Genomic DNA, 23,595 nt, shown 5'->3' on the forward strand with positions numbered 1-23,595 from the left:
CACTGCCTATCGACGGTGACGTGCATCCGGCGCACTCGCCGCAGCCAGGCCGTTCAACGTGGACGCCTGCGGCGCGTTGTCTGCGCCCGGGCGCGCCACCGACACTGCGCAAGATCGGGACCGCAGGCGGTGCCGATCTGCGCGATGCTGGGGCCGCCCATCAGGAACCGCCCATGCCAGCAGCCACCTCGGTCGTCTTCAACCGCCAGCGCAGCGTCGAGCGCGTCGTCGCCCATCTGCAGGCCAGCATCCGCGCCGGCGAACCGCTGCCGGACCTGGCCGCATTGGCGGCAGTGGCGCAGCAATCGCCGCATCATTTTCATCGGGTCTATCGCGCACTGGCCGGCGAAACCCTGGGGCAGACCATCGCGCGGCTGCGCCTGAGTCATGCACTGCATCTGCTGGGCGAGCAGGCGACATCGGTCACCGAGGTGGCGCTGGCAGTGGGCTATCACACCCCGCAGGCGCTGGCACGCGCGTTTCGCACCGTGCTGCAGGCCAGCCCGAGCAGCTTGCGCAACGCGCCCGCCGAGCGCGCGCAGAAACTGCAGCAGCTGGCCAGGCCCTCGGTGCCGCCGCAGGTGTCCGGCGCGCCCCTGCAGGTGCTGGTGCAGGTGCTCGATCCGCTGGAAGTGGTGGTGTTGCGCCAGCGTGGCGCCTTCGACGACCTGGACCGTGGCTTCGGCCGCATCGCGGCCTGGGCCGAGCGCGCCGGTGCGATCGAACAACTGCAGGCCTTGATCGGCCTGCCGCTCAGCGACCACCGCGATGTGCCGGCAGATCGGCATCTATTCGAGTGCGGCATGGTCTTCGACGCTGCACTGTCGCCGCCGGCGCCGCTGCAACTGCGCCAGCTCGACGGCGGCGCGCATGCGGTGTTGCGACACATCGGTCGGTATGCCGGTATCGAAGACGCACTGGACCTTCTGCTCGCGCAATGGTTACCACACAGCGGCTACGTCTTGCGCGCCGCGCCGCTGCATTATCTTTACCTTGACGACCCAGAAGCAGTGGCAGAGGCAGAGTTGCGTGCAGATATCCGCGTGCCGGTCCAGCCTTCGACCGACGCCGTTGCCGCCGCCTGAGCCGTCACCGGCAGGAACACCATCTGCGGCGGCGGATGCATCAGGAACTGCTGGTGCGAAATATTCCAGGCATATGCGCCGGCCAGCGGGAAGGCGAGGCAGTCGCCCGGCGCCAGCGCGGCGACGTGCTGGTTGCGCGCCAGCACGTCCTTGGGTGTGCACAGCTGCCCGACCAGGGTGACCGGGGTGTCGCGCAGCACCGGGGCATGCGCGCCACGCAGCACACGGAAGGGGTGATCGTGCCCTTGCGCGGCCGGGGTGCGGAAGTGATGGGTGCCGCCGCGGGCGATCGCAAACCACGCACCGTGGCTGCGCTTGAGGTCCAGCACGTCCATCAGGTACCAGCCGCAGCTGGCGCTGACATAGCGGCCGGGTTCCAGCCGCAGGCGCAGCGCTTCGCCGTGTTCGCCCAGCAAGGCAGGCAGGCCGGCGCAGAATCCGGCCCAGTCGAACGACGATTCCGGCGCCAGATACTCCACGCCGAAGCCGCCACCGGCGTTCACCCGCAACGGGCCGAGCCCATAGGCCTGCCGCCACTGCTGCACGGTGCGCAGGTAGGCGGCGATCAGATGCAGCTGCGCGCCGGCATCGCGCTGGTGCGACATCAGGTGGAAATGGAAGCCCTCCAGCCGCAGCGAGGGGCTGGCCCGCAGGCGTTGCATCGCCGCATCCAGATCGTCCGGGTCCAGGCCGAACGGCGAGGGCTGCCCGCCCATCATCAGGCGCGTGCTCTGCGCGCCGGGCACGGCGATGTTCATGCGCAGGAACACCGGCACGCAGCGGCCGGCGTGCGCCGCGATCGCGGCCAGGCGTTCCAGTTCGCCCAGGCTTTCCACATGCACGGTGCAGTCGGGCAGTGCGGCGGCCTGGGCCAGTTCGGCATCGAGCTTGCCAGGGCCGCCGAACAATAACGCGGCCTGGGGTTGTTGCCGATGCAGCCAGGCCAGTTCGCCGCCGGAGGCCGCCTCGAAGCCATCCACGTGCGGTGCGAGCGTTTGCAGGATCGGCGGCTCCGCATTGGCCTTTGCCGCGTAGAACAACTCGCACGCGTCCGGCAGTTGCGCGCGCATCCATGCCGCATGCGCATCCAGGGCGGCCAGGTCGTAGACGTAGGCGCACAGCGGGCCATCGCTTTGGTCGCGGATGCCCGGCAATGCCTGCATCACTGCGTCCATATCGATGCGCAGGCTCATGCCGCCACCCGCCGTGCCGCTGCGATGCGTGGAATCGGATTGGGTAGCGCGGTGTAGTCTGACTGGCGATCGGCGCGTTGCCACAGCCGCGTGCCCAGGTTGTTCTTGCCAGGCAGCGGCGCGCCCTCGAGCAGGCCCTGCAGCGCGGCCTGCGTGCCATGGCGCTGCTGCCAGCGTGCGGCGAGCTCGCCCACGCACTGCCACAGGCGCGCGTCCAGCGCAGCATCGCCTTCGGTCAGATGGAAGATCGCCTCGGCCAGATTGTTGACCAGCGCGCAGTACGCCACACGATTCCAGCCCTGTTCCGGCGTGTAGTACAGCGATTGCCGCGCGCGTTCGCCCACGCCCTGCAAGCGCGTGGCGGGCCAGTGATGTGCGAGCAGCTTGGTGCCTTCCAGGTCGCGGATCCATACCCGTGTCGGCCAGCCATCGGCAAACCCGATCACGGTGTTCTGCAGGTGCGGCTCCAACGCAATGCCGTGCTGGAACAGGGCGCTCCACACGCCATCCAGCAGCAAGCCCGCATAGGCACGGAACCACAGCAGCGTGGTGGTATGACGATCCAGCTGCGCGACACTCAGTGCCTGCACGCTGGCCGCACACACGCTGTTGCCCTGCGCATCGCAGGTGAACAACGCGGCGGCCACCTGCGGTTGCCAACGCGCGCGTTGCGCGGCGGGCAGGGTCTGCCGGTACAGGATGCCGAAGCTCTCCGACAGGCCACGCGCCGCCAGCGGGTCGGCGTCGTGCAAGGCGGGATCGACCTGGGCGACCTCCAGCGAGGTGGCCGCAGGCTCCAGCATCACATCGAAGCCTGGCACCTGCACTGCCAGCGCACGCCAGCTCGGTGCCAGCAGCTCGGTGAGCGCGACCGCACTTTCCAGCTCGTACCAGGCGTTCTTGCGCACGCAGTTGGTCAAGCGCACATGCACCGAGCACTTGAGGAAATAGTCCAGTTCCGGGTGATACAGCGTGCGCACCGATGAGGTGGGCCGCAGTGCCTCGCCCAGCGCACCGACCGGCGCGATCAGGCCGCGCGCCTGCAGGGTGCGCAGCAACGGATCGTCGAGCAGACGCTGCGCTTCCCACGGATGGCAGGGATACAGGTCGTCGCTGCCGGAGAGCTGGCGCAGGCTCGCACGCACATCGCGGCCCTGCATGCGCAACAACCGTGGGTCGATGCGGAACCAGAACAACTGGAACGCGGCGCGCGCTTCCGGCGCGCAGGCCAGCACCTGCGCCAGATCGATGCCTTCGCGGCTCTTGGGCGTGGGATGCAGGGCATGCCCCCACAGCATCGATTGTTCGGCGTCGATCATCGCCTCGCCGGTCGGCGCGGTGCGGTGCGCCTGTCTCAATAACGCTGCGGTGATCGCCACGCTGTTGGCGCTTTGCGCGAGCAGTTCCGGATTGACCGCCTGCGTGCTGCCCAGCGCCTGCAGCAGGCAGCGCGCCAGGGCATGCGCGTCTAGGCTCTGCCATGGTTGGCCGGCACCCTTGAGGAAGGGAGTGGAGACAAAGCGGCAGCGGCCCAGGCGATCGGCATAGGCAATGCGCACGCACAGCGCACCGGCATCGCCCAGATCGATCCGCAGCCAGCGCTGCTCGGCCACGCGCGGGCCGGGGCGATCCAGTCCGCGATAATCGAAGTCCACTGCGCGCTGCGGAATCGCGAACTCGCGCAGATAGCAGTTCAACCAGCAACTGCAGGCCTGCGCGTCGGCCATGCTGTCGTACCAGGGGTCATGCATCGTGTGCGGCGACATCGGTCGATCTCCTAGAAGGGAAGCGCACCAGGACGGTGAGCGCAGCGGCCGCCGCAGCCAGCGCGGCAGCCAGGAAGGGGGTGGCAGGGCCGGCCGCCTGGGTCAGCGCGCCGGCAGCAGCACCGGCAAACACGCCGGCCCATTTGCCGCAGGCATCGAAGCGGCCGAACAGGCGCCCGGCGCCATGCCCGCTGGCGACCTGCGCCAGGCGGCGGTTGAGCCCACGCAGGCCGAACAACATGCCGAACCCGAACAGCAGCCGTGCTACTGCCAAGGCGATGGCGTCGTGCAGTAGCGCCTGCCACAGGCAGGCCAGCGCGAACAGCGCCAGGCCGGGCACCAGCCAGGCCTCGCCATCGCCGCGCCGCCACCACGGCAGCACCACCAGATAGACCAGGTGCGGCAGGCTGTAGAGCAGGCCGGCCAGCGCGTCGTGGCCGGCGCCGCGCGCCAGCGCATACGGGATGAAGTAGGGGAAGGTCACCACCATCGCGAAGCAGAACAGGAACTGCGCGATCAGCAATGCAGGCCACAGAGCGCTGGCTGTCGTGGCGGTCCGTGCTGACGCCGACAGCGACGCGGCAGCATCTGCGGAGCGCGCGGACTGCGCAGTGGGCGCGGTCGGCCGCGGCGCAGGCCGGTCGGCGGGCAGACGCCAGGTCAGCGCGAACGCCAGCAGCGGCAGCAGCGCAAGCGCGCGATACAGCGACTGCGCCGGGCCAAGCGCCACGGCCAGGCCCAGCAACGCAGGCGCGCTGACCATCGCCAGGCGCGCCGAGTACTGCGTCCAGTCGAGCGCGCGCGCCAGCGGACCGGCCTGCGGCTGGCTGGCCAGGTACGCATTGGCTGCCGCCAGCGAGCCGCCGCAGGTGCCTTGCACGATCAGGCCGATCACCAGCCAGCTCAGCGACGGCGCGAAGCCGGCAATCGCAAAGCCCAGCGCCAGCCCCAGTTGCGCACGCAGCAACGAGCGCTTGCGTCCATAGCGGTCGGCCAGGCGCCCCCAGGTGCCGGCCGTCAACGCAGTGCACAGCGTCGGCAACACGTACAGCACGCCGCTCCAGCCAACCGCCGCCGACGGTGCCAGCTCGGCCAGCACCTGCGGCAGAAACAGCGGCATGCCCAATGCGGTGAAGGCGGCCAGGTAATGCGCCGCCAGCACCGGGCCCAGGATGCGCTTCATCGCTGGGCACCCGCCTGCCGACGCGGCCTCTGCTGCGCGCCAGCGAAGGCGTCGCCGAAGGGGTTGGGCGCGCTATCGCCGTAGAACTTGTTGATGTCGCTCGCACCTGTGAGCTGTTTGCTGAGCAGGCTGCCGGCACTGAGCAGGTACTTCACCGGCAGCCGCGGTGCGGCCAGCAGGCGACGCGCGGGAGCGGTATCGATGCCGTCGAGGTCCAGCTGCGCCAGCGTCGATGTAAACTGCGTCTGCAGCTGCGCATACAGCGGCGCGCGCAAAGCGGGCTGCCATTCGGCCAGACCTTCCAGCACCGCCTGCAGGTCCAGTTGCAGCACGATGGTGCAGAACATCTGCGCCAGGGCGTGCGGGTCGTCCACCGCGATGCGCGCATCGTGCAGCGCGCCCAACGTATCCAGATCCGGCAGCTGTGTGCGCAACTGCGGCAGCGCGATGCGGGCGGCGTCGTTGTCCTTCATCAGCAGCCGCGTCGCCTGGCCATCGGCATACACCAGCACGCTGTTCTGCTGATTGGCTTCCAGCGCGATGCCATAGCGCAGCCACAGGCGCAGATGCACCGCCAGCATCAGCTCGGTGTACTCGCGCCACCAGCCGAGCACATCGCCCTGCGCAAAGCGCTCGGCCAGATGGATTGCCATTGGCCGGCCGTCCGGCAATAGCGCGCACAGCGCGGCCACCGGCACCAGCGTGGCGTCGTCCAGCGGTGGGTAACGCCGCAGCAGATAGGCCAGATGACGGGTCTGTCCCACGTGGCCGCCGTGCGATTCGTCCACGAACACGCAGCGGCCGCGCAGGGCCGGATCCAGCGCATCGATGCGCCGCAGTGCGCGCTCCAGCCAGTGGCCGTCGTACAGCGTGGAGGGCTTGATCAGGCGCAAATTGAGCGCGCCCAGCGTGCGCATCGGAATCGGCAGCTTGAGATGCAGTTGCGGATGCTGCAGCGGCACCAGCGTGCGCACCGACAGGGTGGGGCGCACCTCCAGCCAGGCCTGCGGCGCGCGCAGTGTGCCTGGCGGCAGTGCAAACCCGTCCTGCTCCAGCCGCGCCCACACCAGCGGATGCACCGGCCAGGCGACATGCGTGTCGGCCAGCGCAGACGGCAGGCCCAGCGTGGCGAAGTCCGGCCACAACTCGGCCGGCGTGGCGCTGGTGCAGCTGACCTGCGCACGCGGAACCGCCAGCCAGCGCAGCGCGAAGGTGGGGGCGAATTCCGGTGCGTAATCGCGCAGTTCTGAGGCATCCAGCCCGGCCTTGGCACGTGCGGTGGGATAGAACGGATGATCGCGATAGCTGGCCAGTTGATCGCAGCGATACGCACGCTCGGCTGCATCTGCATGCTGCAAGGCATTGAGCAGCGCAGGTGCCTGGGCATCAAAGGCCTGGCGCGCCAGGCCCAGGTGGGCGGCAGCGCACTCGGCTTCTTCGGCGTAGGCGCGATGCAGCTGTTGCGTCTCCACGTCCAGTTGCGTGCTGATGCGTTGCAGCCACGCCTGCGCACCGCGTTCGACATGCGCGCCATGGGCGCCCTGCACGATCCAGCTGTCGCCGCAGGCACCGATGTCCTGCAGATAGCCCTGCCGATGGATCGGCAACCACACCGTGCCAGCGGGCAGATGCGCGATGCGCCACCAGCCCTCCACCGGGCTGGGGTCGGTCCATGCCGCCAGCACGCCTGCCTCGGGTGTGGCGGCGCTGCCGCGCGAGGCGATCCCGCGCAGGTCCTCGCGCAGGCAGGCATCGATGATGCGGGTGGCGATGTAGCGCTGGTCGGCGGCGCTGCTCATGCGCGCAGCTCCGCGCCATCGATCCGCCATTGCAGTCCCGCTTCTGCATGCACCACCGCCTGTTGCAGCGCCTGTGCATCGCTGGCCACGGCGCTCAGCACACCCAGGTAATCCTTGTTGGAATGGCTCAGGCGGATGCGCTCGCCGGGCGCACGCATGCGCCGGTAGTGCACGTCGCTGTGCGCATCGTGATGGCGGCGGTCTTCGCTGGCGGTCACCAGCTCGCCGTCCTGCTCGGCCACGTAGTAACGCAGCAAGGCATGGGCGCGATCGCAGCGCAGCTGCGGCAGCGGCAGGCCAAGATGCGGCGCCAGCGCGGCGGTGAACCACTGCCTGCCGAACATGTCGTCGAGCAGGAATTCGCGGCGGTCGCCGATGCTGCGGTAGTTGATCTCCACCAGCACCGGGCCGTCATTGGTGAGGATGAATTCGCTATGGCACAGCCCGAAGCCGACACCAAAGCTGCGCAGCTGCTGCAGCGCCTGCGCAATCACCGGCGTGTCCACGCGGGCATCCCACTGCGCCTCGCATTCCACGAAGTGCGGCGGTGGCGACAAGCGCACCTTGAAGCCGCCCAGCGCCTGCAACGTATGGCCGTCGCCCAGCGTTTCCAGCGTAAACAGCGTGCCTTCCAGCATGCCTTCCAGCAGCACGGTGCGCTGCGGATGGCGCTGCCACACATCGTCCAGATAGGCCTGCAACTGCGCGGCATCTGCACAGTGGCGCACGTCCAGGCTGGCGACACCTTCGCGCGGTTTGGCCACCACCGGCCACGGAATGTCGGCCGGCAACGCGGCACCTGGCGCCAGCGTGCAGAACCACGGCGATGGCAAACCGTGTGCGCGCAGACGCTGACGCATTGCCGCCTTGTTCTTGGCCGCATAGCAGACCTGCCAGTCCTTGCCGGGCAGGCCAAGACCCGCTGCGACCAGCGCGGTGCTGGTCTGCAGATGATCGCTGTTGCTGAACACTGCGCGCGGTGACACGTCGGCGTCGTGCAGCACATCCAGCACGCCGAGTGGGTTGAACACATCGCATTCGATCACCCGTTGCGGCGCATGCGCGGGGTGCTCGCGGAAATGGCTGAGGTGATCGAGTCGGTGGTCGGTCAGCAGCCACACCGGCAGGCCGAGCGCATGCGCGGCCGGAAGAAACCCTTCGGTGATGGCCGGATGGCAGACATGGGTAAGGATCACCAACGGTGCAGCGGATGTGGCAGTCATGGCAGCTCTCGTTCAACAGGACGGTGGAAAAACCGGTACTGAAACGGGCTGCCTGGCGCCGCAGGGGCGTTGGGTGGCCTGCGATACGGTGATCGCATGCCGCATGCTGCGGCAGGGATGCGTGCCTCATGCACGCAGTCATATCTGCGGCGCGCGCCAGCGCGAGCGCCGTTGCCGTCAGGCGATCGACGCCCCTGTACGTCGGTCGCTACGGCAGGTGCCAGGTGGAAGGCTTAGAACGTGTACTCCAGCCCGGCGGTGACGGTGCGCGACGGTGCGGCCTGGCGGCCCCACGGGCTGGTATCCACGCCACGGAACCAGTACTGCCGATCGAACAGGTTGTTGATCGCCAGCGACGCGCTGAATTTTTGTCCATCGCGTTCGAACAGGGTATGGCTTACCTGCGTGTTCCACACCATGTAGGCCGGCAACTGACCCACCGAGGCGATCGCGTTCTCCTGCACGGTGTTCGCCGCATCGCTATAGGCCTTGCTGAAGTAGTAGCTCGACAGTGCAACAGTGGTGCGACCGAGCGTGTAGTTGCCGCCCAGCGTGATCTGATTGCGTGAGGTGTAAGGCACGCGAAAGCCGCGAAATGCGCCCGATTCCTGGCTCGCATCCAGATACGCATAGCCTGCATTGAGCGTGAGCGCACGCAGATTCTCCGGGCTCCATTGCAGTTCCAGCTCGCCGCCTTGATGGCGGGTCTTGCCGAGGTTGCGGAACACGCGCGTGGTGTTGTCCAGCTGGATCTGCTGATCGAAATCGATCAGATACGCACCGAGCTGGATGCGGGTGCGGTCGTTGGGCTGGTAGCGCGTGCCGGCTTCGTAGTTCCACGCCAGTTCGGCATCCAGATTGTTGCCGAAGATGATCTGGGTGACCTGCGGCGCACGCAGCGAGCGCTGCCCGTCCGCGTAGAAGAACCATTGCGCGTTGGCCTGGAAACCCACCGTCAACCCCGGCAATACATCGCGGGTCTGGTTGCGCGTACGCAGGCCGGTGGCGCGATTGAAATAGCGCGAATCCAGCCGCTCGTAGCGCAGGCCCGGGGTGATGGTCAGGCGTTCGTCGGGCAGGGTGATGGCATTGCTGACGTAGGCGGCCAGGGCGCGGTCTTCGAACTGCCAGTCACGCACGCTGGTGAACAGGCCATCGCGCAGGCGCAGATTGCCGACCAAAAAGTCGATGTCCTCGTGCACCGCGCGCACGCCGGCGGTCCACTGCTGACGCACGCCACTGGCATCGCCCATGCTCCAGCTCAGCCGCGGCTCGCTGCCGACCACGCGGAAGTCGCGCGGCGCGGTCTGGCGCAGTTGCGGCGGCAGGTCCGAACGCCAGGTTTCGGTGGCGGCCTGGCGCATGCCGACGATGAAGTTGCGGCTGCTGCGCGCGCTGAAGTTGGTCCAGGACAACCGAACATCCTTCAGCGGCCCCCAGTCTCCAAACAGCTGCTCATAACTCAGCGATGCGCGCGTGGTACGCCCATTGAAGCTATCCAGGGGGCGGGTGGACTGGCGCGGGTCGCGCCGGTAATCGTCGGGGCTGAGCGCGCCGGCCAGATCCATGTCGACCAGATAGCGCTGCACGCTGGCCTTGAGCAACTTGGTGTCGTCCAGCCACCACTCCGCACGCACGCGCAGATTGCTGATGTCGGTATCGCTGTGCGCGCGCCAGTACTCGCCGTAAGTGCGATTGGCATCGACCTGCAGGCCGAGGTTGTCGGTGAGGTAGCCGCCGCTGCTGAGCGCGCTGTCCTGCAGGAACTGGCCCTGGCCGCCGGCGGTGACCTTGTGCGCAAGCGTGGTACTCCACTCGCTGGGGATCTCCTTGCTGACCAGATTGATCACCCCGCCGACGTTGTTCGGCCCGTACTGCACGGCCGCGCCACCGCGCACGATATCGATGCGGTCGACCTGGTTCAGTCCCACCGGAAACAACGACAGGCTGGTCTGCCCGTACGGCGCCAGTGCCAGCGGAATGCCGTCTTCCAGCACCTGCACGCGGCCGCTGCGGCTTTCGTATAGGCCGCGCAGCATCAGCTGCGGCAACGCGCCGGTGCCGGTCTCGTCGAAGATCTTGATGCCCGGCACGCGCTGCAGGGCATCGTCCAGCGAGCGGTTGCCGCCATTGCGCAGTTGCTCGCGGTCGATCACCTGGCGGCTGCCGGCATAGCGCTGCACGTCGTCGGGCCTGGAACGCCCGAGCAGGCTGCCTTGCACCTGGATCGTGTCCAGCGCACGGATCGGCGTCTGCGCATCGGTGGCCGCCGCATCCGGCGACTCGGTGGCGAGCGCCAACGGCGGCAGAGTCCAGGTGGCCGCAGCGATGGCGATGGTCAGGGCGTGGAAACGGAACGTCGACATCTACGGCGTGCTCCTGCAGGCGGGTGGTGGAGTGGGTGCGGCGAAGCCGGCCAGGTGGCTGCGCAGTGCGCGTTGAATCAGCGCGCGGTCTTCGCCGGCCAGCAGCCAGCGCAGGTCCGGCTGTTGCAGCCAGTGCGCGCGTTGTGCGTCGGTGCGCGGATTGGGGCAGAACGGCACGTTGGCCGCAACGCAGTGCGCATGCAGTTGCAGCAGCAACTCCCACACCTGTGGATGGGTCGGTTGCGGGCCCAGGCCCAGATCCAGCGCAAGATCCAGTGCGCCTTCCATCACCAGTGCCACGCCGGGCAGCGCCAGCAGCTCGGGCACTGCCGCAATGCCGGCCGCACTTTCGATCATCGGCACGATGCGGATATCGCGATTGGCCTGCGCGATATACGTGGGCAGGTCGACATTGCCGAAGCCGGTGACGCGCCCGCCGGTGATGCCGCGCCGCCCCAGTGGCGGGAACCGTGCCGCGGCGATGGCATCGGCCAGTTGCGCGGCTGATTCGGCGCGTGGAATGACGATCCCGCGCGCGCCGGCATCCAGCACGCGGCCGATCAGTTTTTCGTCCACCTCCGGTACGCGCACCCAGGCCTCGCAGCCGGATAGCTCGCAGGCGCGGATGGCGTGTTCCAGTTCGTCCGGCGCGCGCAGCACATGTTCCAGATCGAGCACCACAAAGCCGTAGCCGATGCGGCCCAGCAGTTCGCACAACTGCACGCTTGGCACTGCATTGAGAACGCCAACCGCAAACGTCATGGATGAGGCCGCCAAGGAAACGGGCGCTCATCCTGCTCCGGATGGGAATGATTATCAAGTGGATTTGGTGGGCAGTTTTCGGTGCCCTGGTCGCAGTTCGATCAATGCACGGTTGCGAGCCGTTCCGCACTGAACCACCTGCGGGCAACAAAAAACCCGCAGGCGCCGCCGGCGGGTTTTCCTTTGGTGCAGCGCTGCGTCACCCCGCCTTGCGGTTACGACGCCGGTACGCGCAATGCCCGATACGGCGGGGTGGACATCACCATCTCGGCCAGCGAATAGGCCAGCTCGCGTTCGGCCAGCACCGCGCCGTCGGCACCGTGTTCGAGCAGGTGCTTGACCTCGGTGTCGCTGTGCGCGCGTGCCAGCAGCGTCAGCGACGGGTTGATTGCGCGCAGTTTGGCCAGCGCCTCGCCGGCTTCCAGCGGCTGAGGGATCGCAAGAATCGCGATCTTGGCGTGCTCCGGTCGCGCTTCGGCCAGCACGCGGTCGGCCGCCGCACTGCCGCGGATGCCGGGAATGCCGGCCGCATGCGCCTTGGCCACGTGGTCGCCGTTGTCGTCGATCACCAGCACCGGCACGCCGCGGCTGCGCAGTAATTGCGCCAGCGCACTGCCCACGCGGCCATAGCCGATCACGATCGCATGGCCGTCCAGCGGCAGCGGCGGGCCGGGCGGCAGTTCCGGCTCCACCTTGGCCGGGGCGTCCTGCGCCTGCCTGGCCTGCCAACGGTCCAGCCACGAGAACAGGAACGGGTTGGCGATGATCGACAGCAGCGCACCGGCCAGGATCAGGTCGCGCCCGGTTTCCGGCAGGATCGCCAGCTGCACGCCCAGCCCGGCCAGGATGAAGGAGAACTCGCCGATCTGCGCCAGGCTGGTGGAAATGGTGAGTGCGGTGCCGGTGGGGTGGCCGAACGCACGCACGATCACGAACGCGGCCAGCGACTTGCCCAGGGTCACGGTCAGGAACGTGGCCAGCACCTGCCACGGATGCTCGACCAGGATCATCGGGTCGAACAGCATGCCGACCGACACGAAGAACAACACCGCGAATGCATCGCGCAACGGCAGCGAATCGCTGGCGGCCTTGTGGCTGAGCTCGGATTCCTTCAGCAACATGCCGGCGAAGAACGCGCCCAGTGCGAACGACACCCCGAACAGCGTGGCCGACAGGAACGCCACGCCCAGCGCGATGCCGAGCACGGCCAGGGTGAACAGCTCGCGCGAGCCGGTGGCGGCGACCTTTTCCAGCGACCACGGAATCACCCGGCGTCCGACCACCAGCATCACCGCCACGAATGCCACCATCTTGAACAGCGTCAAGCCCAGCGCGGCCAGCAGCGAGGTGGACTCGCCCGCGTGCGCCGCAGCCGGCGCGGCGGTGCCCAGTACCTCGGCCAGCGCCGGCAACATCACCAGCGCGATCACCATCACCAGGTCTTCGACGATCAGCCAGCCCACCGCGATGCGGCCGCGCTGGGTTTCCAGCAGGCGGCGCTCTTCCAGTGCGCGCAGCAGCACCACGGTACTGGCCACCGACAGCGCCAGACCGAACACCAACCCATGCATCAACGGCCAGCCCATGCTCCAGGCCAGTGCCCAGCCGAGCAGCGTGGCGACCACGATCTGCGCCAACGCGCCCGGAATCGCGATCCATTTCACTTCCATCAGGTCGTCGAGCGAGAAGTGCAGGCCCACACCGAACATCAGCAGCATCACACCCAGCTCGGACAGCTGGTTGGCCATCGTCTGGTCGGCCACGAAGCCCGGTGTAAAGGGCCCGACGCAGACGCCGGCCAGCAGATAGCCGACCAGCGGCGAGAGTTTCACCTTCTGCGCGAGCGTGCCCAGCACGAAAGCGACCGCGAGGCCGACGGCGATGATGTCGATGAGGCTGGTGTCGTGATGCATTCCAATCCGTTGTGAGAGTGTCCGAGAGAGCGTCGCGGGCGCGACCAGCCAACGGCACTGCGCCGGGCATCGCCTGCGGGCATTGCGTAGTCATGGCTGGAGTCCGGCGCGGGGGGAACAGGACCGCGTTGCTGGTCCGGTTGGCCGGACGCCCATAGTACACAGCGCTTGATTAACGCGATGCGACACGCAGCGCATGCGCGCAGGCCGATACATGCGTCAGACGCTGCGCGTAAACCGCTGTGGCCCGCACGTGCGCGTGCGAGCTGCGACGCAGGGCGCAAGTCCGGCGCGCCGATTCAACATTGACGACACCGCTTCGCCCCTGCGCAAGGCCGCGGCGCGGCGCCGGCCGACAATCCGGGCTCCCAGTGGAGTGCCTGCGTTCTTCGGCAGGCCCACGCCCTCATTGCCCCCGTTGCGGGCGACGCCCTACGAGCCTGGCCATGCATCTCAGCGATTTGGCAACACCCCAGTTCCGGCACGATCCCTATCCGACTTACGCACGCCTGCGCGAGGAAGGCGCGTTGGTGCAGGTGGCGGACGGGCGGCTGATGTCCGGCCGCTACGCCGTGGTCGATCGCCTGCTCAGCGATCGCCGGGTCGGCCGCGACTATCTGCAAAGCATTCGGCTACGTTACGGCGAGGCGGCGGTGCACCTGCCGCTGTTTCAGGGCATGAGCCGCATGTTCCTGCTGCTCAACCCGCCGCTGCACACCCAGTTGCGCGGACTGATGACACAGGCCTTCGGTGCGCGGCAGATGGAGTCCATGCGCGAGGTAGCCAGCGATACCGCCGCCGGCTTGGTCGACGCTTTCCACGCACACGGCCACTGCGACCTGCTGACCGAGTTCGCGTTCCCGCTGCCGATCGCCATCATCTGCCGGATGCTGGACATCGATGCGGCCGATGTCACCGCGCTGAGTCACGCGACCAGCGCCCTGGCAAAAGTCTTCGATCCGATGATGACGGCGGAAGAATTGCAGGCGACCAGCGTTGCCTACGACCAGCTGGCGACGTATTTCCACGGCGTGATCGCGCAACGTCGCAGCGATGGCGGCGACGATCTGATCACGCGCTTCATCCAGGCCGAAGACAACGGCCGCCGCTTGAGCGATGAGGAGATCGTTTCCAATGTGATCCTGCTGTTCTTTGCCGGCCACGAAACCACCTCCAACATGATCTGCAATGCGCTGGTGGCCCTGCATCGGCATCCGCAGCAATTGCGCCTGCTGCAGGAAACGCCGAGCCTGCTGCCCAATGCGGTGCTCGAATGCATGCGCTACGACAGCTCGGTGCAGATCGCCACACGCACCGCGTTGCAGGAGTTCGAGATCGAGGGCGTGGCGGTTCCGCAGGGCGCCATGCTGTATCTGATGCTGGGCGCGGCCAATCACGACAGCCTGCAATTCACCGACCCGCAGCTGCTGGATATCCGCCGCCAGCAGGGCCGCGCGCTGTCCTTCGGTGGCGGCATCCATCACTGCCTGGGCAACCGGCTGGCCCTGATCGAAATGGAAGCCGCGCTGGCCTGCCTGCTTGCGCGTTTGCCGGGGCTGCGGCTGGAGCAGCTCGACGCGCTGAGCTGGAACGATCGCGCCAACCTGCGTGGTGTCGACGCGCTGCTCGCCTCCTGGTGAGCTGCGGCCAGGCAGCGCAGTGAGGTGCCTGGTCGGGACGACACCTCACTGTGGCAATCACTGCGCTGGCAATCACCCCGGCCGATGACGCACGGCTGCGGCACGCGAATCCAGGCCTACAACGACAAACACCGCCGATCACTCGGCGGTGTTTGCGTTGACGCATGCGCGGATCGGCAGGTCCGCTCTAAACCGCCGATCAGAACCGGTAGGTAACCCGGCCGTACCAATAACGCCCGTTGAAACCGAACGGTGACAGCGACGAATACTGCAGGCCGCCGGCGCGGTCGTCGTAGGCGGTGGTCAGCTGCGCCTTGGTGGGATACTGGTTGGTGAGGTTGTCCGCGCCCACGGTAAAGGTGAACGCGTTCCAGGTCTGGCTGGCGGCCAGGTTCAACAGCCAGCGCGCGTCGTAGGTCTGGTCCTGGCTGCCATCGGCCGGGTCGCTGATGCGCTTGATCGATCCGTAGCGGGTGGCGTTGAAGTTCAGCGCAAAGCCACCCAGCGTCCAGTCCGCCGCCGCCATGTACTTGGTGCGCGGGGTGGCATCGGTGAGCAGGCCCTGGCTGGCGCGCCCGAAGTTGGGGTTGGACAGTTCCAGGATCGTGGTCTTGTTGTAGTTGGCGCTGGCGCTGAGATTGAGCTTGCCGTAGCTGCCCAGGTCGGCGAGATAGCTGTTGATCCAGTCCACGCCACGGGTGCGGCTGGTGGCGCCGTTGACGAAGAACTGCACCGCGGCCACCTGGCCGATCGGCTGCGCCAGCTGCAGCTGGTCCGAATACAGGATCTGGTCCCAGATGCGGATCTGATAGACGTCCAGGCTGGAGGTGAAGTTGGCGGTCGGCTGCCACACGCCGCCCAGGCCGTAGTTGGTGGATTTCTCCGGGCTCAGCGGGCCGGCGCCCAGCGCCACCGCGACCGGGTCGGAGGTGCGGTAGGTACCGACCTGCACCAGCTCGCCGTTCTGGATCAGCGTCACCACCGAGGCGTAGTTCTGCTGGGCCAGCGACGGTGCGCGGAAGCCGTTGGAGATGGTGCCGCGCAGCGAGAAGGTGTCGCTGAAGGCGTAGCGCGCCGACAGCTTGCCCGAACGCGTGGAGCCGGCATCGCTGTAGTTTTCGTAACGCCCGGCGATGCCGCCGGACAGCTTGTCGGTGATGTCCGCTTCCAGGTTGGCGTAGACCGCATTGCTGTGGCGTCCGAACTTGCCGGCCACCGTCGGCTCCAGGCCGGAGAACACCTGTGCGCCGCCCGGATACGGCGCGCCGTCGTCGGGATTGATGGTATTGGGGTCGAAGAAGTACGACTCCGGCGAGCCGGCGGTGATCTGGTAGCGGTCCTGGCGATGCTCGGCACCGAAGGCCACATTCACCGGATACGCCAGGCCCCAGTCGAAGGACTTGTTGACGTCCAGGTTGATCGTGCCCTGTTCGGTTTCGAAGCCGCCGGAATTGAAGTTGGTCGGCGAGCTGCCGGTGGTGTAGTACAGGTTGGTGTTGATGCTGTTGAGGATATTGAAGTTCATGTCGTTCTTGCCGTAGGTGGCCGACACGTCCCAGTTCCATTCGCTCTCGGTGCTGCCCTTCAGGCCCAGCACCGCCGAGCGGTCGTTGGTGGGGTTGTAGATCTGCGGCAGGAAGCCGTTCGGGTAGATCGCCTGCACATTGCGCGCGGTGTTGTCGGCGGCGCGGTAATAGCCGTTGGAGGTGACCTCGCGCCGGCTCATGCTGAGGTGGCCGTACAGCTCCAGGTTCGGCGAGAACTCATAGCCGAAGGCGGCCAGCCCCTGGTAGAACTTGGAGGCCGGGTCGCCGTGGCGCTGGTAGGGCACACCGCCCGGATTGGGCGTGCCCGGCACGGTGGTGGCGCGGTTGGTGTTTTCGCCACGATTGGTGCTCATGGTGTTCTGGTAGTTCCAGGACAGCCGCACCCAGCCCGGTGCCGTATCGCCGCCGCTGCCGCCGAACGGCAGGCCGACCGAACCGTCGATGCCGTTCTGCTCGCCATCGCCCTTGTCCATGATGCCGCCATTGATCGACACGCTGTTGCTGCCGGTATCGGCGCCATGTTTGAGCACGATGTTGACCACGCCGGCGATCGCATCGGAGCCGTATTGCGCCGAGGCGCCATCACGCAGCACTTCGATGCGCGCGATGGCCGACATCGGCAGCGAGTTCAGATCGGCCGGCGCCGAACCGCGGCCGACGTAGGGGTTGTAGTTGATCAGCGAGGAGGTGTGATAGCGCTTTCCGTCGACCAGCACCAGCACCGCATCCGGCGACAGGCCGCGCAGCGTGGCCGGGCGCGCTGCATCGTTGCCGTCGGAGATCGCCGGGCGCGGGAAGTTCAGCGACGGCAGCAGCTTGCCCAGCGCGGTGGCGATGTCGGTTGCGCCGGTGGCCTGCAGCGACTGCTCGGTGATGATGTCGATCGGCGATTCGGATTCGGCCACCGTGCGGTCGCTGACGCGGGTACCGGTAACGATCAGGGTGTCCAGGGTCTTCTGCGGCTGGGCAGGCTGCGATTGCGCACTGGCAGCGAACGTACAGACGGTGAGTGCGACCGAGATCGCAAGCGAGAGTGCGTTGGAGGTGTGCATGGGAATGGAGACTCAAAGGGGATGGTGGACGCAGCGATGCGCTGCGCGCATTGCCGGGGGAAGACGACGGCGGACTGCGTGACCCGTGTCGCCTGCGCGCAGCGCGTGTGCGCTGGCAAGGCGACGTGCACAGCAAGACAGCAGACTGCGACGCAGCGTGTGCTGCGTGGCGCATCCTTGCGAAAGAAGGGGGGGGAACTCGCCCTTTCGCGACAATCGGAAAGGGCGAGCGATGCTGCGGGCGTGCTGCCTCGTCTCAGCGAGGCGGGACGAGGCGATCGACATGCCGGTCGCTGCCGACCGGCACGCGGCGATTTACCACTTGTAGCTCACGTTGGCGTACACCAGCGCACCGTTGAAACCGAACGGCGAGGCGCTGCTGTAGGGCAGGTAGGTGCGCGTGCCCAGGCCGGCTTCCTGACGGTCGGGATATTCGTTGAGCACGTTGTCGCCGCCGATGGTGAAGTTCCAGTCGTTCAACTTGTAGGACGCGGCCAGGTCCAGCGTCCACTTGGCCGCATAGGTCTGGTCGCTGCCGGCGTTGGTGCCGAAGGTGCTGAACTCGCCCCAGCGGGTGGCGGTGCCGGTGAACGACCAGTTGCCCGGCGACCAGGTGCCGCCCAGGAAGAACTTGTCGCGCGGCGTGCCTTCGGTGATGCGACCGAGTTCGGCGCGGCCGATGCGCACCGCGCCCGGATCGATCGCTTCCAGCGCTGCCGGGTTGTCAGCGACCCGTTCCACTTCGGTCTTGTTGTAGTTGTAGCCGGAGGTCAGCTCCGCGCTGCCGCCGTCCAGATTCCAGCGATAGGTGCCGACCGCATCCACGCCCTGGGTCTTGGTGTCCACCGCGTTGGTGAAGTAGCGCCCGCCACCGATGCCCGGGAAGCCATTGGCCTGCAGATAATTGCGCGCCGCATTGGAGGTGAGGTTTTCCGACAGCACGATGCGGTCATCGATATCGATGCGGTAGGCATCGACCGTGATGTACAGGTTTTCGATCGGCTGCAGCACCACGCCAAGTCCGTAGTTCTTGGATTCCTCGGCCTTCAACGGCTCGGCACCGAGTGCGATCGCGGCCGGGTTGTCGGTACGGAAGGTGCCGATCTCGAACGGGATCGCAGTGACCGTGCCATTGGGCTGGGCCACGTTGAGGAACTGGGTGGCGATCGACTGGAAGTTCTGCTGCTGCAACGACGGCGCACGGAAACCGGTGGAGGCGGTGGCGCGGACGGCCACCTTGTCGGTAAACGCGTAACGCAACGACAGCTTACCGGTGGCGGTATCGCCGAAATCGCTGTACTTCTCGTAGCGTCCGGCCAGACCGGCCGAAAGCTTTTCGGTCAGATCCGCTTCCAGGTCGACGTACGCCGAATGGCTGTTGCGGTTGTAGTAGCCGGCGTCGGAGAGTTTGAAGCCGGGAAACACCTGTGCGCCCGGAATCAGTGTGCCTGCCGCAGAGGGAATGCCGCCATTGGCCGAGGACGCCGCATCGCCGGGCGACTGGTTGAACTTCTCACCGCGCCATTCCGCACCGAAGGCCAGCGTGACCGGGTACGCCAGGCCCCAGTCGAGCGTCTTGGTGAAGTCGGCATTGAGCACGTTCTGGGTCACTTCCAGCGTGCCGGCATGGAAGTCGGTCGGGCTGGCCAGGCCCAGGCTGTTGTTCAAGCTGTTGCGCACATCGAAGGTGAGATTGTTCTGGCCGTAGTTGTAGCTCAGATCGATGTTCAGGCCGCCTTCGGTGGAGGTCTTCAAACCGCCCACCCAGGACACGTCCTTGCTGACGTTGTAGATCTGCGGCAGGAAGCCGTCCGGATAGATTTCCGGGCGGTTGCGGTTGTCGCCGGCAAAGCGGAAGTAGCCGTTGGACAGCACCTCGCGGCGGCTGACCATGCCGAACGAGTAGAAGGTCAGGTAATCGGTGGGGCTGTATTCGCCATTGAACGAGATGGCGCCCTGGTCAATGTCCGGGTCGCCGTAACGCTGCTCCACGCGGCCGGCGAACGGCAGTGCGCGGTTGGTCTGGTCCGAGTGCCCGGCCTGCGCGGCCAGGTGCACCTTGCCGGTGCCGGCGAAGCTGAAACCGGCATCGCCGGACAATTGATACTGCTCGCCGTCGCCGGCGCTGTATTTGCCGTAACGGCCATTGACGCTGCCGCCTTCACCGCTGCCCTTGAGCACGATATTGATCACGCCGGCGATGGCGTCAGAGCCGTACTGCGCCGAGGCACCGTCGCGCAGCACCTCGATGCGCTCCACTGCGGCGATCGGAATGGTGTTGAGGTCGGCCGGCGAGGAGCCGCGCCCCTGGGTGTCGTTGAGATTGATCAACGCAGTGCTGTGGTAGCGCTTGCCGTTGACCAGCACCAGCACCTGATCGGGCGACAGGCCGCGCAACTGCGCCGGGCGCACCGCGTCCGAGCCGTCGGAAATGGCCGGGCGGGGGAAATTCAACGAGGGGATCGCGCGTGACAGCGCGGTAGCCAGCTCGGTGGTGCCGGTCGATTCCAGTGCCTGTGGCGAGATGACGTCGATCGGCGATGCCGATTCGGCCACGGTGCGATCGGCCACGCGCGTGCCGGTCACGATCAAGGTATCGAGGGTTTTCTGGGTGGGAGCTTGTGACTGCGCGGATGCGCCTGAAGCGGAAAACGACAGTGCAAGAACAACGGCAACTGCGAGTGGACTGGTCTTGCAATTCATGCGGTGACAACTCCGAGTGGGGAACGGATGCATCGCAGGGGCCCCCTTCCCGGGCCGCGTCCGTTGCGGCAGCTGCGGTGCGTTCCCAACCATTAACCACGTGTAACCACATGTCAAATTTTGGTTACGTTGCGTCTGTAATTGTCATGCATGGCGTGCTACTGCCATCGTTGTCATCGTGCACCAAAGTGATGCGTTGTTTGCACCAGACCTGCGGTATCAGCGGCTTGCTTGCACCATCATGGACATCGATACCAGATATGAAACTTCTGCATCAGAACGTGATCTGCACCGCATCGGCACTGCGTTGCGCAGGACCATGGAACACCGCTTCGATGTTGTTGCCATCTGGATCCAGGGCAAACGCTGCGTAATAACTCGGGTGATACGGGCGCACGCCCGGCGCGCCGTTGTCGCGACCGCCGTGAGCGAGGGCGGCCTGATGGAACGCATGCACCATGGCGACATCGTGTGCCTGGAAGGCCAGATGGTGGCGGCCGGTAAGTACGCCTTGCGCCACCGTGTGGCGATCGGACACAAACAGCTCGTCGGCCCAGAAGAATCCCTCGCCTTCGCCACCGATTGGAATGCCCAGCACATCAAGTACGGCCTGGTAGAAACGTCGGCTTGCCGCCAGGTCGTGGATGACCAGATGCAGGTGATCGATCAGACGGCCGCGTGAGAGCTGCGCTGCGTCCATGTTGGGTGCTCCGGCAGGGTGGAAGCGCTGTTGATACCACCGCGGCCGCTGGCGGCTCTTCACGGCGCATCGATGCCTGCGTCTGGATGGCTGCATCAAAACGCCGCAAGCACAACGGGCAAAAACGCACACGCCCCGGCAAGCCGGGGCGTGTGGTCCGGCGTCAGGATGCAATCGTGCGGCGTGCGTCAGCAATAAATGCGTGGCAACACCGCAGCAGCTTGGATCACCGTGTTACCAGCGATAGTTGATGCGGCCGTACACGTAGGCTCCGTTGAAGCCGAACGGCGACAGGTTGCTGTACGGGAATTGCCCGCTGGTGGAGTTGGCGAAGTTGTTCTCGTCCGGGTATTCGTCCAGCAGGTTGTCCGCACCCAGAGTCAGCGTCCAGCGATCGATCTTGTAGCTGGCCGAGGCATCCACCACCCACTTGGCGCCGAAGGTCTGGTCGTTGATCGCCGCGGCCGGACGCGTGCTGTACTTGCCATAGCGCGTGGCACCCAGTGCCAGTGTCCAGTGCTCCAGGTTCCAGCTGCCGTTGACCAGGAACTTGTCGCGCGGGAAGCCTTCTTCGATGCGGCCGCGTTCGGTGCGGTCGATGCGCTCCAGGCTCAGTCCGTTGGCCGACAGCGCGGCCGGATTGGCGGCGACGCTGCGCACCTCGGTCTCCGAATAGTTGTAGCCGGCGGTCAGGTCCACGCTGCTGGCGGCCAGCTGCCAGCGGTAGCTGCCGACCACGTCCACACCGCGCGTGCGCGTATCCACCGCGTTGGTGAAGTAGCGCCCACCGTTGATGCCGAAGATGCCCTGCGCTTCAAGCAGATTACGCACACCAGTGCCGGTGAGGTTGGACGACAGCACGATGCGGTCGTCCACGTCGATCTGGTACGCATCCACGGTGAGGTAGAGCGCATCGGTCGGCTGCAACACCAGGCCCAGGCTGTAGGACAGCGAGGTCTCGGCATCCAACGGCTCAGACCCCAGCGCACGCGCGACGGTGCTGTCGGCGGGGAAGGTGCGGATCTCGAACGGGTTCGGATTGCCGGCAAGGAAGGTGGTGCTGGTGGACTGGAAATACTGCTGCGCCAGCGACGGCGCGCGGAAGCCCGACGCCACCGTGCCGCGCAGCGCGATCTTGTCGGTGAACGCATAGCGGCCGGACAACTTGCCCGAGGCCTGGCTGCCGAAATCGTTGAAGTCTTCGTAGCGGCCGGCCAGGCCGGCGGAGAACTTGTCGGTGAAATCGGCTTCCAGATCCGCATACAGCGCGTAGCTGTCACGCGAATACTGCCCGGACACACTCGGCGCAAATCCGCCGAAACCCTGCGCGCCACCGGCCAGCGTGCCGGCCTGGAAATACGAGCCCACTTCGCCCGGCGACTGGTTCCACTTCTCGTTGCGGTATTCGGCACCGAAGGCCACCGTCACCGGATACGCCAGGCCCCAGTCGAAGCCGCGCTTGACGTCCAGGTTGACGATGTTCTGCGTGGTCTCCAGCGCGCCATCATAAAAGGAGGTCGGCGAGGTCGGCCCCAGGCTCACGTTGAGCGTGTTGCGAGTGTGGAAATCGATCTTGTTGTAGCCATAGTTGTAGCTGGCATCCCAGTCCCAGCCGCTGGCCGTGGACCCGCGCACGCCGGCCACCAGCGAGCGGTCCTTGGCGTAGGTCTGGATTTCCGGCAGGAAGCCCTGCGGATACACCGACAGGATGTTCTGGCTGCTGCCCGGCGCGCGGAAGAACGCAAACGAGGTGATGTCGCGGTTGCTGGCGGTGGCGAAGGCGTAGCCGGTGATGCTGTCGCTGAAGGCGAACTCGGTGTTGGCCGACACCGCCTGCGCGTTGACGTCCGGGTCGCCGATCTTGAACGCCTTCTGGCCCACCGCCGGCTGCGATGCGCTGGGTGCACCGGCGTAAGCGCGCGCACGGTCGGTGGGGTCCTGCTGGTTGAGCTGGGCGGCCACATGCAGCCAGCCGCGCTCGTTGCCGTACGCCACGCCGGTGTCGCCGGACAGCTCGTAGTTGCTGCCGTCGCCGGCCGAGTACTGGCCGAAGCCGGCCTGCAGGCTGCCGCCCTTCTCCGCGCCCTTGAGCACGATGTTGACCACACCGGCAATGGCATCGGAGCCGTATTGCGCCGAGGCGCCGTCGCGCAGCACTTCCACGCGCGCGATCGCCGCCACCGGAATGGTGTTCAGATCCACCGCCGCCGCGCCGCGGCCGATGGTGCCGTTGAGGTTGAGCAGCGAGGAGGTGTGGCGGCGCTTGCCGTTGACCAGCACCAGCACCTGGTCCGGCGACAGGCCGCGCAGCTGTGCGGGGCGGATCGCGCTGGTGCCATCGCTCAGGGCCGGGCGCGGGAAGTTCAGCGACGGCAGCGCGCGGGCCAGCGCGGTGGCCAGCTCCGAGGTGCCGGTGGCCTGCAGCGACTCGGCGCTGATGATGTCGATCGGCGACTGCGACTCGGCCACGGTCCGGTCGGACACGCGGGTACCGGTGACGATGACGGTGTCCAGCGTATTGGCGGGCGCGCTGGCCGGCGTGGCGCTCTGGGCAAAGGCGGGGGAGGCGAGCAGCGCCGCAACCACGGCGGTTGCGAGCGAGGACAGCGGGTAATTCATGACAACTCCGAACGGGGGTCCAGGCAGGACCAGCAAGGCTGGGC

14 protein-coding genes are annotated in these 23,595 nt (G+C 66.8%); 2 read left to right on the forward strand and 12 right to left on the reverse strand.

The window, feature by feature from the left end:
- Positions 1-173: 173 nt before the first annotated feature.
- On the forward strand, positions 174-1,085 hold the full coding sequence (locus tag LL972_RS00320; protein WP_228325918.1) for an AraC family transcriptional regulator: 912 nt from the start codon (positions 174-176) through the stop codon (positions 1,083-1,085).
- Here the strand turns inward: LL972_RS00320 and LL972_RS00325 are convergent.
- The 8 genes from LL972_RS00325 to ybaL all read right to left on the reverse strand — a co-directional run bounded on the left by LL972_RS00325 (position 989) and on the right by ybaL (position 13,290).
- On the reverse strand, positions 989-2,278 hold the full coding sequence (locus LL972_RS00325; protein ID WP_228325919.1) for a type III PLP-dependent enzyme: 1,290 nt from the start codon (positions 2,276-2,278) through the stop codon (positions 989-991). The genes LL972_RS00320 and LL972_RS00325 overlap by 97 nt on opposite strands.
- The gene (locus tag LL972_RS00330; RefSeq protein WP_228325920.1) at positions 2,275-4,044 is read right to left on the reverse strand and encodes an IucA/IucC family protein; all 1,770 of its coding nucleotides are present in this window, start codon (positions 4,042-4,044) and stop codon (positions 2,275-2,277) included. The genes LL972_RS00325 and LL972_RS00330 overlap by 4 nt, the downstream gene beginning before the upstream one ends.
- The gene (locus LL972_RS00335; RefSeq protein ID WP_228325921.1) at positions 4,022-5,227 is read right to left on the reverse strand and encodes an MFS transporter; all 1,206 of its coding nucleotides are present in this window, start codon (positions 5,225-5,227) and stop codon (positions 4,022-4,024) included. Before LL972_RS00335 ends, LL972_RS00330 begins: the two co-directional genes overlap by 23 nt.
- Positions 5,224-7,026, reverse strand: coding sequence for an IucA/IucC family protein (locus tag LL972_RS00340; protein ID WP_228325922.1), 1,803 nt, complete (start codon positions 7,024-7,026; stop codon positions 5,224-5,226). The genes LL972_RS00335 and LL972_RS00340 overlap by 4 nt, the downstream gene beginning before the upstream one ends.
- Positions 7,023-8,249 (reverse strand): ATP-grasp domain-containing protein, encoded by a 1,227-nt coding sequence (locus tag LL972_RS00345; protein ID WP_228325923.1) that lies wholly within the window; start codon positions 8,247-8,249, stop codon positions 7,023-7,025. Before LL972_RS00345 ends, LL972_RS00340 begins: the two co-directional genes overlap by 4 nt.
- Before the next feature lie 233 nt (positions 8,250-8,482).
- Positions 8,483-10,615: a TonB-dependent receptor family protein gene (locus LL972_RS00350; protein ID WP_228325924.1), complete on the reverse strand. Its 2,133-nt coding sequence runs from the start codon at positions 10,613-10,615 to the stop codon at positions 8,483-8,485.
- Positions 10,616-11,377 carry an HpcH/HpaI aldolase family protein gene (locus LL972_RS00355; RefSeq protein ID WP_228325925.1) on the reverse strand — a complete coding sequence of 254 codons (762 nt, stop codon included), beginning with the start codon at positions 11,375-11,377 and terminating at the stop codon, positions 10,616-10,618.
- Positions 11,378-11,592: 215 nt separating this feature from the next.
- Positions 11,593-13,290, reverse strand: a complete 1,698-nt coding sequence (ybaL, locus tag LL972_RS00360; protein WP_228325926.1) for a YbaL family putative K(+) efflux transporter — start codon at positions 13,288-13,290, stop codon at positions 11,593-11,595.
- Positions 13,291-13,736: 446 nt separating this feature from the next.
- On the opposite strand from ybaL, the gene LL972_RS00365 reads away from it, so the two are divergent.
- On the forward strand, positions 13,737-14,930 hold the full coding sequence (locus LL972_RS00365) for a cytochrome P450 (RefSeq protein WP_228325927.1): 1,194 nt from the start codon (positions 13,737-13,739) through the stop codon (positions 14,928-14,930).
- Between the two features lie 199 nt (positions 14,931-15,129).
- On the opposite strand, the gene LL972_RS00370 is transcribed toward LL972_RS00365, so the two are convergent.
- From LL972_RS00370 to LL972_RS00385, 4 genes are all read right to left on the reverse strand, one after another.
- Positions 15,130-17,529 carry a TonB-dependent receptor plug domain-containing protein gene (locus LL972_RS00370; protein WP_228325928.1) on the reverse strand — a complete coding sequence of 800 codons (2,400 nt, stop codon included), beginning with the start codon at positions 17,527-17,529 and terminating at the stop codon, positions 15,130-15,132.
- 315 nt (positions 17,530-17,844) lie between these two features.
- Entirely contained in the window at positions 17,845-20,232 is a 2,388-nt protein-coding gene (locus tag LL972_RS00375) for a TonB-dependent receptor plug domain-containing protein (protein ID WP_228325929.1), read from the reverse strand.
- 274 nt (positions 20,233-20,506) lie between these two features.
- Positions 20,507-20,932, reverse strand: a complete 426-nt coding sequence (locus LL972_RS00380) for a VOC family protein (RefSeq protein WP_228325930.1) — start codon at positions 20,930-20,932, stop codon at positions 20,507-20,509.
- A gap of 234 nt (positions 20,933-21,166) precedes the next feature.
- On the reverse strand, positions 21,167-23,551 hold the full coding sequence (locus tag LL972_RS00385; protein WP_228325931.1) for a TonB-dependent receptor plug domain-containing protein: 2,385 nt from the start codon (positions 23,549-23,551) through the stop codon (positions 21,167-21,169).
- Positions 23,552-23,595 lie beyond the last annotated feature (44 nt).

The sequence above is a fragment of the Xanthomonas campestris pv. asclepiadis genome, assembly GCF_020784175.1.
Classification (GTDB): domain Bacteria; phylum Pseudomonadota; class Gammaproteobacteria; order Xanthomonadales; family Xanthomonadaceae; genus Xanthomonas; species Xanthomonas campestris_D.